Genomic DNA, 15,614 nt, shown 5'->3' with positions numbered 1-15,614 from the left:
GGAATCATTAATGACAAACTTTATCTGTCCAGTAAAAAATGCAAGATTAACAAGTCCATTTGGCTGGAGGAATCTGGGGTTTGGTAAGGAGTGGCATCAAGGTATTGATCTGGCAGCCACTGGGAAGGTTCCGATTTATGCTAGTGCGGCAGGTGTCATTAGCCGAGCGCAAGCTTTGAGCAGCTATGGGAATGTTGTCATGATTAGGCATACGATTAATGGTAAAACCTATGAAACCAATTATGCCCATTTAGATTCCTCTTGTGTGCGTGTGGGACAAAGGGTGCAGCAAGGCCAGCAAATTGGTGTGATGGGCAATACGGGGCGAGCGTTTGGCATCCATCTGCATTTCGAAATTCACCAAGGCTTATGGGCTACTGGGCAGCCAAATGCAATTGACCCCATGAATTATATCTCATTAACAAATCAAACAGCTAGTAAAGGAGAGCTAACAATGTCACAATATACTGAATTACTAAATAAAATTAAACAGCTTGAAGAGGCATTAAAAACAAAGCAGCCCATTATTTCTTCTCAACAGGCCTCTAAAACCCATAACGCTGCATGGGAATGGTTAAAAAATCAAGGTATTACAGATGGTTCAAGCCCCCAAAACTTTTTAACACGTGAGCAATTTGCCACAATGCTTAAAAGATACCAGGATGCATCCACGAAAAAATAAGCTACTTTTACGCTATACATAAAATTATTTTTATCGCAGCCAATCATGTTACAATAGGAAGGTATTTTGGCAACGAAGGAGATTGACATGAAGCTTTCAACAATTTTAAATATTTGTATTCTTTTATTTTTCACAGCCCTATTCGTCAATGATTTCTTTCCTCACACAGCATTTGCTGCGATATTAACAAAAAAGCTAATTCTTATCATACTAATTGTTTTAGTGATTGTTCGAATCGCTACCGATAACGGACACTATAAAAAGCTGTCTAAAAAAGCCTATGTTGGTTTAACATTCTATACAGTTGGGCTATGGATTGTCTTAACATTACTTGGTGGCAAGTCACAAATTGGGCTATCGTTCACAAGCCCGCTATTTTATCTTATTGTGATATTACTTGGGCTTGATTTACTACGTATTTCCAGACAAGCTAAGCGCGAGCAAGTGGAGGGCAAATAAAAGCACACGCTTTCCACTATTTTTGACGTACTATCCGTCACTTTTAGCACCCTAACCGCTGCTTTTTCGATGCTATCCACTACTTTCATCGCGCTAGCCATTAGCCATCCAAAAAAGCATGTCACCGATTGACAGATCAATCGGCAGACATACTTTTTTAGGATTCTAAAACATTTAAAATAGCATCAAGCTCGTTCACAGCGTGATCAAGACGTTCCTTTGCCTCGATATTTTGCTTTTTTAATTGACTAAACTCGAGTAAATTTTTCTCATGCTTTAATTTAATAGACGATAAGCGTTCAATTCGCGCCTCTACCTTTTCAATGGCTTGCTCGCACACAGTTGTCCAGAGCTTTTCTGAATGCTGCATTTCCGTTGTAGAGGGGTTGTGCTGGCGCATAATTCGCGCATAGACCGCTTCAATTTGTTCGATTAATTCTGTGTAGAAATGTCGCTCAACGCGGGTTGTTTGAAAGGTCGGATGCTCAACCTCTTTAGCATATGGCGTAATTTGGCGTAAGAGTTTTCCAGCATTTTCTCCAAAACCATGTGATAAATTAAGTACATTCATTAATTGCAATAGCAGACGAATTTCCTCTAAATTAATAAGCTGTGAATCAATATTTTCTTTTACTTTTAATGATTCCATATAACGTCGATTAAAATGTTCAATTTCGCCATTGCGTTGCTCTACTAAATGGACACTTGCATTGTCTTTTAAGCTTTTAATATAGCGAATAGCATGGCTTTTTAGCTCTTCCGTCGACAGCAAGTTAGCATTATCTTGTTGTGGTTTGTCGCGTTGAACATACGCAAATGCATTTATTTGTTTAGGCCATTGAGCTGCTTGGGTTTCTTCTGAGACATTGTAGCGTATATAAATTCCGTGCATTTCCTATCCTCCAAGTCCATTAAACAAGTATCTTTTAAAGACAATAAATCGAATACAGCATTTTTTCAAGTAAAAACTGTTAGCAATCATTTAAAATCTTAAATGGCTGGTACTAGTTAGTATAACAAAACAGTGAAGGTTTATGGGAAATTTTATCTCGCAACATCTTATATTTGTCGTATCTCTTGGAGACTTTTCCCCTCTGTAAACGCATGAATAGAGGCGATTTTTCCGACAGATTTAAAATTTGCTCGATGATAAACCTTTGCTACTTGCTCATTGATCGGTAAAATCCATAAATGCTTTAGTCCCCATTCTACGGACTGCTGCTGAATATGCCGTAACATATAGCCAATCAGCCCTCGCCCTCTATAGCCTTCAATAGTTGCTACACTTTCCACCCTTCCTTGATTTCCTGATACAAAAATATTTGCCGAGCAGCACGCTTTCCCCTCTAGTCTTAATACGTAATACGTAAAATGCGGAGAGCGGTATGTTTGGGTAAAAGCTTGTTGAATAAGTGAAGGCTCTCCAAATGTCGTAATACTCATTTCGACTGCTAATGCCTCCTCCATATTAGCATCTGTTACACGTTCAATCTGAATCGCACTATTTGGTGTAAGTGGTGCATACTCACCATTCCAGCATTGGATATTATCTATAAAATATTCATATTGAAAGCCGTATTTTTCTAATGCCTTTATGCAGGACGGATTATCCTCGAGATTGTATAAATACAGCCTTGGAATAAGAGATTTTGTCTGATAAAAATCTTTTATATTCTGTAAAAATGTTGCTGGATCAGCTATCCTACGCCAAATATGTGCATGATTTGCATCATAATAGTTTGGTAATGCTTGATTATACGCAAAAGCGCCTTCCTTACATAGTTCTATTGTACTAAAAGTTTTCATATAATCAATATCAAGCTGCATAATTTGCTCTAAGTTATACATGATCTTCCTCCCCTACCCATCTTTCATATAAATTTTCTAACTGTTGCTGAAGCTTTTGACGCTGCTCTTGTCCGAGTGATGATGCCTGTAGCTTTGCCTCCAGCTTTTCAATTTGCTGGTCGATTGGTAGCTCCTTTTTAGTGGGCTGTAATTTCTTAGATGTTTCTTTTTCAATCACTTGTTGCAGCAATTCCTGCCGCTTATGTCTAGCCCATTCATAATCGCCCTCAAACACAGTAATTCTTTGCTCTTCAATCCATGCTGTTTTCGTAAATATTTTTTGCAGAAAATAGCGGTCATGGGACACGCCAATAATTGTTCCTTCAAAGGATGCCAATGTATCCTCTAATACCTCTCTTGCTTCAATATCTAAATGATTGGTCGGTTCATCCAAGATTAGAACATTTATATCCTCATGCATTAATTGCGCTAAGCGTAAACGCATTTTTTCCCCACCACTTAAATCCTTTACCTTTTTAAAGACATCATAGCCGTAAAATAAAAACTGTGCCAGTATATGACGAGCCTCAGCCTCAGATACAGCAACATTTTCGCGAAAGGCATCGATTAAGCGGATCGCTGGATTTTTATGTTCAAATTGCTGTGATAAATAGCCAAATTTGACATTGCTACCAACATTGCAAATACCACGATCAGGAGCAATCTCTCCTAGTATTATTTTTAATAATGTAGATTTTCCGCTACCATTGCTACCCACGATTGCAACACGCTCTCCAAAATAAATAGCGAGATGACTGTCCTGGAACAATGGCTGTTCAAATTCATGACAAATGCCTTCTAGCTGTACAACCTCTTTGCCACTGCGCTCTGCCATTGTTAAAGCTAGATTCATTTTCTTTTTTGGAATGGGCTTCTTAACGCGCTCAAGACGTGCCAACGCTTTTTCCATGTTTTTTGCGCGTCGGTGCATCGCTGCATTATCCGCTTCATTTGCCCACTGTCTTAAACGCTTAATCGCTTCCTGCATTTTTTTAATTTTCTTTTGCTGTTCTTCATAGCACGCAAATTGTTGTTCAATTTTTGCCTCTTTTTGTGCGACAAAGGCATCATAATGACCGTTATACGTAAAAGCCTCGCCATCCTCAATTTCAATAATTTTATGTGCCATCTGATTCATAAAATGGCGGTCATGAGATACAACAATCACAATGCCTTCAAAATTTCGGACATATTGTTCAAGCCATTCAATTGCCTGCATATCCAGGTGATTCGTCGGTTCATCTAACAGCAAAATAGATGGCTTTTTTAATAAAATTTGACCAAGCATCACCTTTGTTTTTTCACCACCGCTTAAGCTACTAAATGGCTGCTCAAGCATCTTTGTTAGCCCCAGCCCATTGGTAATCATTGCTAGCTGAGCCTCTACCTCATAGCCCCCCTGTAACATAAATTGCTCCTGTATTTGCCCGTATCGTAATAATATTTTATCCGTTACCGTAGATTGCATCTCTTGCTCAAGCTGTGTCATTTTTTTCTTTAATGTATAAAGCTCCGCGAATGCCTCCTCCAGCACTTCCTTAACAGAATGTCCTAGATAATGCGGAATTTGATGTAAATAGCCAATCGTCGCTTCCTTACTTTTAATAATGCGTCCCTTATCAGGGGTATCCATGCCTGCTAACAATTGTAATAGCGTTGTTTTCCCACTGCCATTTACGCCAACAATCGCCACATGCTCCCCACTATTGACCTCTAGCTGTAAATTCTCGAATAATTTATTGCCACCCATAATTTTTTGTAGTTGTTCAGCTTTGATTTGCATCGTTTTTTCCTCCAATGAAACGTGCGAAAACATCTTTAGAACACAAAAAAGACTGCTCATTAACAAGCAGTCTTCTTCTCATATCATTTGTGAAAAAGAATGGTTAATTCGCTACGTTTATTATTTGATTTTGCTTAAAAATGGACAGACCTCTCCCGTTGTTCGCAAAATCAAAAGTAATCACACGTGCAAAATACATCGCAGTATCCACTTTTACACATGTTTTCGTAGCGTTATTTTTCATTCCTTTTCACCTCCGTTCACAATAATTATTTCTATCATAACATTATTTAAATTATTTGGAAAGGGGGGATGTTTTCGCTTTTTTCACAAACAGCTTTACAAACGGTACAAGGAAAATCGACACGACGAGTACACGAAAGAGCTGAAAAGCCGTAACAATGGTCACATTTGCGTGTACGGAAGCGGCGATAATGCCCATTTGGTCCAGCCCCCCAGGCACAATGCTTAAAAAACCTGTGCCAAAATCAAGACGATATAGACTTGTCATACCAAATGTTAAACCGTACGCAGCCCCAATAAAGATCCCTGCTGATACAAATGCATAAAACAAATGTTTTTTCGATAAATGTAAATCTTCCTTTTTTAATAATAAGCCAATATAAATCCCGATCATTAGCTGTGCAATATGAAGCAGAGATACGGGTGATTGCGGTACATTCACCCCTACCATATTCATACCCATTAATAACAAAACAGGCCCTAGCAAATAGCTTGTCGGAATTTTGATCTTTTGTGCCAGCCAGCCTGCTACACCACACAGCACAAGCATCCCAGCTAAGCCCCATGTATAGCTACCACCAACTGTCGTGTCCTGTCCACCAGCCCCTGCCACTAGTAAAGGAACAAAGCTTACAATTAATAGAACACGCAGAATTTGAAAGAAGGTAATGACCGCTATATCCATATCCCCCTGCTCCTCAGCAAAGGTAACAATCTGTGACATGCCACCGGGTACACAGCACGTCAATGCTGTAGCAAAATCCAACTGAGCACGTTTCGCTACAATATAGCTTATACAAAAAAACAGGAGAATAAATAACACATTTAAAATAATCATGCTTCCTAAAAATAGCTTAATATCCCGCACAGCCTCTGGTGTAAAAGCAAAGCCAATCGAATAGCCTGCTACCGCTAAGCCAAAATTACGGAAAAAACGATGCCATTTCAATTGGACGTTTGTTGACAATTGCACAACCAGTACCGCTGTAATAGCACCAAGCAGCCATGGCATCGGTATATGTAAAAATTGAAAAATAATAGCACCTACTAAACCAATGCATAATGTTATAAACATATGCCTATCAAAAATAAACATTCTAACAACCCCTTAAAACATTGTTGTCTACGCTCGCTCGTCTTAATCCCAATCGGAGTATACAATATATTGCTGACATTCCAAGCATTGAAATAAATAGCCTTGATGTGAGCCATTATTACGCAAAGTAGCGGCTAGCTCTTCATGTGTATAGCCATTAAAATGTTCAAGCACCTTCGTAATGCCCATATCCATTAGCTCCTGCCAGCCAACATAACCAAGAAAGGCACAATAATCCGTGCAATGCGCTAGCCAATTATTACCCTGCCAGCTGATATAGTCAGGTGTTCGATAGAGAACTTCCTTTGTATAGTCTTCATTGCTGACAAGCTCTGGATTTAATAAATCCTGCTGAAATTCACCGTCAAATTTTTGCGCTGCCCGCCCACTATGAATACAGCTTGGACAAAGATACTCCACCTCTTCAATTGCATAAATACCCTTTGTACAATAAATATCTACTTCCTGCTCACAGCAATCACAAACAACAATTTCTCCTATTTCAAAAACACCAGTTTGTAGTGGATTTGGCATATATTTAAAGGTTGGTAATGGCGTTGTTAGCTCATTTGTTTCCTGAATGTCTCGTGGCAATAAGGGGCTTACATGTTGCGGATTATCCACCCAATATTTAATGGAGCCATATTTTTTCTGATCTTTTTTATTCGTTAAGTCCATAACTGCTGTAAAAACCTTGTAAGCTTCATTATACATACGTAGCATACAATAAATATCAACTAATATACGCAAGTTTGCCTCTGTTGGCTCTGCTTGTTTCACTTGCTCCTTTAGCTTATGCATCGTATGAATACTTTTGGCATCGGCACTATTGAATGTCTTTCTTTGCTGATGCCACTGCTCTATCAGATTCGTTGTCATTGCAGATCATGCCTCCATTCCTTTCTATGTATAACTATATATTTTACCATAGTAAAGTATATCGTATATCGAAATATTTTTACTATAGTTGTGAATAAGGTAAACAAAAAGCGACTAGAGGCTACCTAGTCGCTTTGTAAGTGTTCAATCATTTTCTAATCTCTTGTTAATGTAAGATAGAGCAGACATGCCGCTGCGCTACAGGCAAAAATCGTGATGCTCATTGGAATAGCTGTATGCTCTCCACCAATACCAACTAATGGGGACACAAGTGCGCCACCACCAAATGGTAAAATTCCTAAAAAGGCAGAGGCACTGCCTGCTGCTTTTCCTTGCCTTTCCATCCCCAGTGAAAAGGCCGTTGTCCCAACAATACCAACACTTGATACAACGAAAAATAAAGCGATCAGCACGATCCAAAGTGGCCCCTGCAATGTGATAGCTAGTAGCAGTAGTAATGCACCGCTAAATGACAGTAGAACACCGTAAAACAATAATTTTTTCTCCGCCATCTGGCTAGCAAGCTTCCCTGTGACTTGTGCAGCAATAATAATGCCAACACCATTTGCAGCAAAAATAAAGGAAAATTGCTGTGGTGTTGCCCCATAAATATTTTGGAGTACAAATGGAGAGCCTGCGATATAGGCGAACATCCCCATCGAAACAAATGCCTGTGAGAGTGCAATGCCCATGAAAACACGGTCTTTTATTAGGAGATGGAATGTTTTCACTGTTGCAAGCACCCCACCTTCTGCTCGTTTATCCTCAGGTAGCGTCTCTGTAAGTGTAAAGGCAACAGCTAAAAACATGGCAACGCCGATTAAGCTTAAAATAATAAACACTGCTGGCCATGGTACAAAGCGCAGGACAGCACCGCCAAAAATAGGCGCTAATATTGGTGCTGCTCCATTGACTAAGGAAAGCAGCGCCACAAATTTCGTTAGCTCTTTCCCTGAATACATATCTTTGGCGGATGCCCTTGCAATGACAATGCCCGCTGCCCCTGCAAAGCCTTGGACAAAGCGCAAACCAATAAATGCCCAAATCGATGTACTAAATGCACATAATAAGGAGGCTACTGCATATATAAGCAATGTAAAAAGGAGCGGACGACGTCGACCATGAATATCGCTTAAGGGACCAAATAACAATTGACCAAAAGCTAGTCCTAATAAACAGGAGGTAATACTCATTTGTACAAAAGACGCTGTCGTTGCTAAATCTTCTGCAACAAGTGGTAATGCTGGTAAGTACATATCCATCGACAATGGCCCGAATGCCGTCAGTGATCCTAAAATAAGTACAAACCATAATTTTTTATTATGTACTTTTTGTGAAGCTATCTTCAATAATGTCAATCCTTTCCTTACGTCTATCGCTTCAAGATAAGTATCTCATTTCACTCAACAATATACTCATCTATTAATTTCTGAATTTTTTCTATCTCCATGTATATATCCTGAAATGAAAGTCTATTACATATTTTATCATCCGTACTTTCATAAGTAATTGCTCTTATTTTTTGAGAGATCATTATTAACCTTTTATCTTTACATTTTTTTGCTTTTTCATAAAAATCTTTTATTTGTGGGCTACGCTTAATTTTAATCTTACAATTTTTGTTTGATAATAAATTATACCTAATTATCTCATTTTTTATTAACTCTAAATTCCTGGATAACACTATACTTTTCACAAGCATTGTTTTTTTCCTTTTCTTAGCAATATAGCTGTATAATCCAAAAAGAACAACATCAATGATTATAAAGGCAAGTAGCCCTTCCTTCATAGCATTCATATTTTTTGGTACTACCCACAAAAAACTCATTAGATAAGTAAAAAACGCAAAAGTATATGTCGTATATCTAAAGAAACTTATACTGAGGAGTCTAAGAGGCTTCACAAGAAGGACTCCTATTGGGCCGCTAGTTTTGTTTAGCACCTCCTCACAACCAGCAACAATCACTCGAAACAGATATGGTAATAGCGAAAAGAAAATGATGGTTTGAAAAAACATATGCTTACTTTCATGATTAAAATTAATAAAGCTGACCTCTAATGAGAATATATTATTTAGTATGAATTCAATGAAGATGAAAAAAAGGAAAGCGATATAATGAAATAAAAATACATTAATAAATTGTGCTAACTCCCAAATGAAATAGATGAGGCTTAATATAAAAACTATTATCAAAATAATAAAGGGAATGAAATAAAACCCAACAAAAATTGTTATGATCATAACAATGAGTAAAGATACTAGTTTATTATTTTTGAAAAAAATCATGGTAATGGCAAAAACGAATATACATATTATCAGCGGCCAAATTAAATATATGTTATGTTCATCCATTAAATTCCCCATAGCAGGTAGATCCCACTTCTTTAGTTTATCTATACCAGTAGTAAATATATTTTCTCTAACACCCAGTACGATAAATATAATGAAGCCTATTATATAACCCAATAAAGAGACTATCCCCAATTTTATCATATCACTTCGAATCTTACCGTTCATACAATCTCCCCCATAGTTATTCAGTAAAAACCTATACTACTTGTATCATAGAATTTATCATTTTTCGACAGAAGACGCCCATTTTAAGGAACGCGAAGGGGATAGTCCTGTGAATAAGTGGGAGATGAATGTTGATAGGCGTTCGTCTAAATTGTCGCACAATTAGAATGTATGTGCTCTAATGAACCTGTACAGTTTGCTCTTTGAAAATTGAAGATCGGAGGTTGTAACAGGAAAGTTCGTCTGTTATATAAAATCTTCAACGTTCTATTGCTCTGTCTAGCCGAAAAGCGAAAACCAAGCAGTACGCTAGACAGCGGAGTCCAACGTACAATTATTGCAAGTTTTTCACCGTAGGGCAGCCTGCTCCTATAACTAGACGTTGGTCTGGTGTTCGCAGGAGTTCAATGGAAAGAAGATACTTATTGGTTTTCTTCAAAATAGCAAAGAGCCCTCAGTTTAATTCAGTGTTCACTCTTTCACGAAACGCCTTATCTGTTAAAAGCTTCAATTGAAAGCTATTCATATTTCGAGAAAGCTCTACTTGCTCTAAGTCAGATAAGCCATTTGCGAAAAATGCTAGCTCTGTCTTATTTTGTTCTCTATCTATTGCATACATAGCAATCGTGACAACAAATAGTGTTGAGCCACCCTTTTGTCCTATTTGAGTAAACAATTCGCGATTTTTTGGTCGTTCCATTAATTGCTCCATAACAGGATCCAGATATTGATAAACCTTGTCACTAAAATAAGCTTTATTATTTAGCTTCTCCATTATCGCCACATAATCCTTTGCTGTGGAGCGAGGGAAATAATCTGACAGATGCTTTTGCGAGCTTTTACTTAAATGTTTCAATAAGTGCTTTTTCTCTTGCACAGATAATGGTTCTGTTAACCAGCTTTTATGAATTGCTATCGCTCGTTGCCGATAGTCATCCATCTCCATTTCTTGCATAGCTTTTAGTACTTCCTTGCTTGATACATTTTTCTCATTCATTAATTGCTATGGTATGTATAATATATTTGTCAATGGATAAATCTCATTATGATGCAATAGCTCTAATTGCTTTAACGTATCATTTATATTTTCTAAACCTAGTATATTGATTAAATAATCCGTGTTCGCATTGGAGCTATAAGCAATCATAGCTTTTGCCACCTTATACAATGGCACACTGTCTATTTCCTGTTCCTTTTGCAATTGTGCTAACCACGCTTGATGTCCACCACCATCAGTCCTTGGAATATAAAACTTATCTAATTCCTTTAAACTGACCATTTGATTCGGATCAATTTTCCCTTCTGCAGCTTGCTGTGCATATTCAATGGCTATAATAATTTTAACCGTACTTGCTAAAGGCAGTGGTACGCTTTCATTGATACTCACCAAATTTTGTGAATTATAATGAATAGATAATGCGACATTCCCTTTAGCTGCATGTTCTTTTATAAAATTAATAATATAATCAGGATTTGGTGTTTTTAATTCTCTGTAAAATCTATAAGCCACAACCCCTATTATTAAAATAAGAGCTGCTACTATGCCTACACTCACCCACAATACTATCTTCAGGTAAAACACCCTCCTATTCCCAATTACTTTCTTTACGATGGATCTATGGAAAAGTTTCAAAAAGATGCTATTTGATAGATAACTCCCTCTGAATAACACAGAAGCTCAGATTTTTGAGAAATCTTAACTTTACAAAAAAGGAATATATTGGAGATTTTCATATATGGTGAAAATCTACGACAAAGCTGAACCAACAATCATTCAGGTGGACTTCTCTTCCTCTGATAAATCACATTTATAGTACAGCTCCCAACCCTGACACTTCCAAAAACTGACTCCTCTTAAAAAAAGATATAAATTTATAATTATGTACGTTCAGTGGCACCCTATTCTAAATAGATCTTAGCTAATATTTTGACACATCGTTTTCTAAACGATGTGTTTTTTATTGCTTTATACTAAACAATTTGATATTTTAAATATAAATTTATAAACAAATTAGAATATGTTTGTTTTAAAGGGGGTTTCCAATTGGATGTAAATGAACAATTTTGGCAAGCCTCGAGTGAGGACATTAAAAAGGGCTATATGGATGAACATACGCATTTTACCTGTTTACTATGTGGGGAAAAGATAGAAAAAGGCATTATTTATCCATATGAGGGCTTATTATATGAAGCCGAAAAAATGATGCAGCTGCATATTACGGCTGCACATCAATCTGTTTTTCATTATTTAAACGGGCTGAATAAAAAAATAACAGGCTTAACAGAGCATCAAAGTCATATTTTACGCTTATTTTATGAGGGAAAATCAGATCAGGAAATACAAGCAGAGCTAGCAATTGGGAGTGCTGCAACCATTCGTCATCATCGGTTTGCTTTAAAAGAAAAGGAACGTCAAGCGAAAACATTGTTAGTCATGATGGAGCTACTAAAGGAACAAAATCAAAAGGAGGATCATTTTGTGCCTATCCATAAAACAGCTACAATGGTTGACGATCGCTATAATATTACCATTGAGGAAGAACAGCAATTATTAGAAAAATTCTTTCCAGATGGTCTTGATAAAGAGCTAGTGCGCTTCCCTAAACGTGAAAAGCAAAAAATCGTTGTGCTACGTGCGATTACCAAGCTTTTCGAGGAGGGGAAACACTATACAGAAAAGGAATTGAATGCGGTAATTGAGCCCATCTATGAGGACTATGTCCATATCCGTCGCTACTTAATTGAATACGGCTTTATGGATCGAACAGCAGATGGTAGTGCCTACTGGGTAAAAAAATAAGAAAGCAGGTTTTTTCACATGGATCATAAAAAAGAATTAAAAGAAATGTATAAAGATATGAAAATTGAAGCAGGCGTTTTTACAATGACCAATACGCAAACAGGAAAAGTATTTGTTGGGAGCTTTAATAACTTAAAACGCTTAAACGGCTTTCAATTTATGTTAAAAACTAATACACATACAAATAAGGAGCTTCAAACTGATTACAATGCCTTTGGTCAAGATGCCTTTGAGGTAAAAATTGTGGAATATTTAAAGAAAAAAGAAGAAGGCTATTTTGATGCTAAAAGAGAGCTCGAAAAGCTGGAGCAAAAATGGCTCGACGCATTACAGCCGTATGGTGAACGTGGTTATAATTAATGCTACCTTTGCGCATTTACTAGCAATATGACTGGTAAATGCGCGATTTATTTTGTTATTGAATCGCCTGCTGAGCTTTTTTCGTTAATTTACTGACAACAAGCTCATAGGAATGTTTGATCAGGTTTTCGATCATTTCCATTGAGACATCCTCAGCATCCATATAAATGGAGTTCCAATGGGTTTTATTCATATAATAACCTGGTATAATGCTGTCATATGATTCACGTAAATCCGCTGCTCGCGCTGGCTCACATTTTAATGTAAGCACAGGCCTACCCATTGCATTGCCTCCAATCACGGCATACATTTTCCCACCAATATGATAGCGATCTGCCTGCCATTCCTCTTGATAATCATAAGTCGTGCCACGAAGTTGTAGACAATACGTATGAATCATTTCCTTTTCCATCTTTTATCATTCCCCTCTCAAATCAATTACGCCTTGGCATAATTGTACCTGTCGCTAATGCTTTTGGTACATAAAATATCTGCTGCTGACGCTTCACCCTCGCGCATATAAACAATGTGTCCAGATTTTTTCGAGCTTACTCGAAAAAATCCTCTCCAAACTCTGTGACATCCGCCGGGGCTTTAGGCTAACATGATGTTAGTCACTCTATCGTTGCCAAAGGATGTGGCGTTCTTAGACGGAGTTCCTTTCTATTCAGTAGGCGTCCCGTCACCTGTTAAACCAAGATAAAAACACACGTTCGATTATATGTAGTATAATCCAAAACGTGCGTTGAGAAAAGCATTATTTACTTGTGCTACGATCAAACATCCCGATAACTTCCGTTGTTTGTAATATATTTACAAACGATTGAGGGTCAGTTTCTTTAATGGTACTTTTGACGTCAGCAAGCTGGTAGCGTGTAATAACGGTGATTAAAACTTGACGACCTTCACCAGAATAAGCTCCCTTTGCATCGATAATTGTGACCCCACGATGAAGCTTTTCTAAGAGCTGCTGTTTTACTTCCTCACCCTTACTTGTAATAATCATCAGCGTTAATTTAATATGACTGGTATGAATGGTATCGACTACTTTTCCTGTTGCATAAATGGAAACAAGCGTTAGTAACGCAGCATCCCAGCTAAAGACAAAGCCAGAAGCTGCTACTACCACGCCATTCATAGCAGCAATTAACGTACCAAGAGGGAAATCACGTTTACGACTAAGAAGCATAGCAATAATATCAAAGCCCCCAGAGGAGCCTGCTGCACGGAAAATCATGCCCATCGCGAAGCCCACAATAACACCGCCAAATAAGGACGCAAGGATTGGCTCCTGTGTCGCTTTGTATATTGGAATAATATATAAACTCACTGACAACACAGCCACAGAAAGAATGGTATAGCTGATAAATCGCTTGCCAAGCTTCATCACACCTAAAATCAACAGGGGCAGGTTAAGCAGCAAATTTAACACGCCCGTATTGAAAGGGGTAATAATTCCAAGCATAATGGCAATGCCGCTTAATCCCCCACTTAAGATTTCATGAGGAATTAATAAAAAATTATAGGCAAAGGCTACAAGTATGGAAGAAAGTGTAATGATTATTATATTAAGCATCCTAGTATCCCCTATCTAGCAACGACTCTTACTTATAGATTATCCAATTTAGCTCTACTAGAAACCTTTATTTCTTTTGTTCTTCCTTTAACGGAATTTCTTGTTTTTGCCCCTCATGATCAGCAACCTTATAAATACGCTCTAGCATCGGTGGGTGTGTGTAACGGAACCATTTAACAAGAAGTGGAGGGTTGACCTCACTTAAGCCTGAAATCGTTAGCTTTTGAAATGCTGTTACAGCTGCCTCACGATCCTCCATCAATGTAATTGCATATTGATCAGCTCTTGTCTCCTGATATCGTGAAATATAATTTGATACAGGGTCGGAGGCAAATAATAAAATAGAGGTCAACAGTAAAAACAATGGATAAGAGCGGATATTACTGATTTTATTGATTTTTAAAACCTGCCCATAGCGAGCAATCAACCGTCGCATCGCCTTATTTGTTAGCCATAAGCCTAGCAAGGTTAGTAATAAGTAGCCTGCTATGCCAAAATAAATATGCTTTTCTACATAATGCCCCATTTCATGTGCCATGATAAATAAAATTTCATTGTCCGTTAATCTATTTAAGGTTGTATCCCACAGCACAATTCTCGAATTACTACCAATTCCTGTGACATAGGCATTTAAAGCATTTGTTTTTTCAGCCATATTCACTTCATAGACATGCTCTGCTGGAATATTCGCCTGTGTCGCAAGCGATAAAATTTTTGTTTCCAGCTCTTTATTTTTCAGCGGATAAAAATCATTGTATAAAGGATCAATTACAACGGGCTGAATAAACATCACAAAGATTGTAAAGGGTATGGTTAACAGCCATGTATATAGCCACCATCTTTTCTCGCTCTTTTTCATCAGCCAATAAATAACTGTAACAATAATCAAGCTCATGCCAAAGCTCACCCAAAAATCAAGAACACCATCTTTCATCCAAGACGCAAAGGTTTGTGTACTGATACCGTAGCTTTTACTAAGGTAATACCTATAATAATTAAGTGGAAATAACACGATATATACGAATACCGATAATAGAAATAAATAGCCTGCATTTTGTAAGAGCTTCCACTTTGTTTGGGATGTTGTTATTTTTTCAAAATAGCGTGATACACCCATTAATAAAATCAAGAAATAAATTAGCCATTCGAAAGGTGTCGCGATAAAGAAAAGAAAGTTCCGTATTTTTGAATATTCACCACTTAAAAAAAGTTCCTTGCCAGACATAAACATCACTGGATCTGCAGCCGTTCCCTGTAAAGCACTCGGTATTTTACCATCACCGCTATGGAATATATACCAGTACATACAAAGCACGTAAACACCGAATAATAGTAGCGCAACAATGCCCATTTTTTTCGCTATGTTACTT

The 15,614-nt window shown here is 37.6% G+C and carries 17 protein-coding genes; 4 read left to right on the top strand and 13 right to left on the bottom strand.

Annotated features, from left to right (window positions below; translation table 11 throughout):
• Positions 1–10 precede the first annotated feature (10 nt).
• The gene (locus MHB44_RS07610; RefSeq protein WP_341302222.1) at positions 11–682 is read left to right on the top strand and encodes a M23 family metallopeptidase; all 672 of its coding nucleotides are present in this window, start codon (positions 11–13) and stop codon (positions 680–682) included.
• A gap of 87 nt (positions 683–769) precedes the next feature.
• Entirely contained in the window at positions 770–1,141 is a 372-nt protein-coding gene (locus MHB44_RS07605; protein WP_341302221.1) for a hypothetical protein, read from the top strand.
• A gap of 157 nt (positions 1,142–1,298) precedes the next feature.
• Here MHB44_RS07605 and MHB44_RS07600 read toward each other — a convergent pair whose 3' ends face one another.
• The 10 genes from MHB44_RS07600 to MHB44_RS07555 form a co-directional block, all read right to left on the bottom strand.
• The gene (locus MHB44_RS07600; RefSeq protein WP_053994249.1) at positions 1,299–2,033 is read right to left on the bottom strand and encodes a hypothetical protein; all 735 of its coding nucleotides are present in this window, start codon (positions 2,031–2,033) and stop codon (positions 1,299–1,301) included.
• Between the two features lie 167 nt (positions 2,034–2,200).
• Complete coding sequence (locus tag MHB44_RS07595) at positions 2,201–2,989, bottom strand: GNAT family N-acetyltransferase (RefSeq protein WP_341302220.1); 789 nt, start codon at positions 2,987–2,989, stop codon at positions 2,201–2,203.
• A complete protein-coding gene (abc-f, locus tag MHB44_RS07590; protein WP_341302219.1) occupies positions 2,982–4,772 on the bottom strand; it encodes an ABC-F type ribosomal protection protein in 1,791 nt (596 codons plus the stop codon). Before abc-f ends, MHB44_RS07595 begins: the two co-directional genes overlap by 8 nt.
• A 103-nt stretch (positions 4,773–4,875) precedes the next feature.
• The gene (locus tag MHB44_RS07585) at positions 4,876–5,016 is read right to left on the bottom strand and encodes an RAxF-45 family protein (RefSeq protein WP_162838596.1); all 141 of its coding nucleotides are present in this window, start codon (positions 5,014–5,016) and stop codon (positions 4,876–4,878) included.
• A 51-nt stretch (positions 5,017–5,067) separates the two neighbouring features.
• Positions 5,068–6,111, bottom strand: a complete 1,044-nt coding sequence (locus tag MHB44_RS07580; RefSeq protein ID WP_341302218.1) for an AbrB family transcriptional regulator — start codon at positions 6,109–6,111, stop codon at positions 5,068–5,070.
• Between the two features lie 42 nt (positions 6,112–6,153).
• Positions 6,154–6,990 carry a CbrC family protein gene (locus tag MHB44_RS07575; protein ID WP_341302217.1) on the bottom strand — a complete coding sequence of 279 codons (837 nt, stop codon included), beginning with the start codon at positions 6,988–6,990 and terminating at the stop codon, positions 6,154–6,156.
• Positions 6,991–7,145: 155 nt separating this feature from the next.
• On the bottom strand, positions 7,146–8,339 hold the full coding sequence (locus MHB44_RS07570) for a multidrug effflux MFS transporter (protein WP_341302216.1): 1,194 nt from the start codon (positions 8,337–8,339) through the stop codon (positions 7,146–7,148).
• A 50-nt stretch (positions 8,340–8,389) separates the two neighbouring features.
• Positions 8,390–9,508 (bottom strand): hypothetical protein, encoded by a 1,119-nt coding sequence (locus MHB44_RS07565; RefSeq protein ID WP_341302215.1) that lies wholly within the window; start codon positions 9,506–9,508, stop codon positions 8,390–8,392.
• A gap of 454 nt (positions 9,509–9,962) precedes the next feature.
• Entirely contained in the window at positions 9,963–10,463 is a 501-nt protein-coding gene (locus MHB44_RS07560) for a hypothetical protein (protein WP_341302214.1), read from the bottom strand.
• A 48-nt stretch (positions 10,464–10,511) separates the two neighbouring features.
• Positions 10,512–11,090, bottom strand: coding sequence for a serine hydrolase (locus MHB44_RS07555; RefSeq protein WP_341302213.1), 579 nt, complete (start codon positions 11,088–11,090; stop codon positions 10,512–10,514).
• Between the two features lie 462 nt (positions 11,091–11,552).
• Here MHB44_RS07555 and MHB44_RS07550 point away from each other — a divergent pair, with 462 nt between their 5' ends.
• Both MHB44_RS07550 and MHB44_RS07545 read left to right on the top strand, forming a co-directional pair.
• Positions 11,553–12,308, top strand: coding sequence for a DUF2087 domain-containing protein (locus MHB44_RS07550; RefSeq protein ID WP_053994241.1), 756 nt, complete (start codon positions 11,553–11,555; stop codon positions 12,306–12,308).
• 18 nt (positions 12,309–12,326) lie between these two features.
• The gene (locus MHB44_RS07545; protein WP_341302212.1) at positions 12,327–12,668 is read left to right on the top strand and encodes a GIY-YIG nuclease family protein; all 342 of its coding nucleotides are present in this window, start codon (positions 12,327–12,329) and stop codon (positions 12,666–12,668) included.
• A gap of 55 nt (positions 12,669–12,723) precedes the next feature.
• Here the strand turns inward: MHB44_RS07545 and MHB44_RS07540 are convergent, their stop codons facing one another.
• The 3 genes from MHB44_RS07540 to MHB44_RS07530 all read right to left on the bottom strand — a co-directional run bounded on the left by MHB44_RS07540 (position 12,724) and on the right by MHB44_RS07530 (position 15,607).
• Positions 12,724–13,080, bottom strand: a complete 357-nt coding sequence (locus MHB44_RS07540; protein WP_341302211.1) for an MmcQ/YjbR family DNA-binding protein — start codon at positions 13,078–13,080, stop codon at positions 12,724–12,726.
• A 345-nt stretch (positions 13,081–13,425) separates the two neighbouring features.
• Positions 13,426–14,244, bottom strand: a complete 819-nt coding sequence (locus tag MHB44_RS07535; protein ID WP_341302210.1) for a YitT family protein — start codon at positions 14,242–14,244, stop codon at positions 13,426–13,428.
• Between the two features lie 67 nt (positions 14,245–14,311).
• A complete protein-coding gene (locus MHB44_RS07530) occupies positions 14,312–15,607 on the bottom strand; it encodes a M48 family metallopeptidase (protein WP_341302939.1) in 1,296 nt (431 codons plus the stop codon).
• Positions 15,608–15,614: the final 7 nt, after the last annotated feature.

The sequence above is a fragment of the Lysinibacillus sp. FSL H8-0500 genome, assembly GCF_038051955.1.
Taxonomy (GTDB): domain Bacteria; phylum Bacillota; class Bacilli; order Bacillales_A; family Planococcaceae; genus Lysinibacillus; species Lysinibacillus macroides.
The sequence above is the reverse complement of the archived record's forward strand: the minus strand, read 5'-3'. Positions and strand labels throughout refer to the sequence as shown.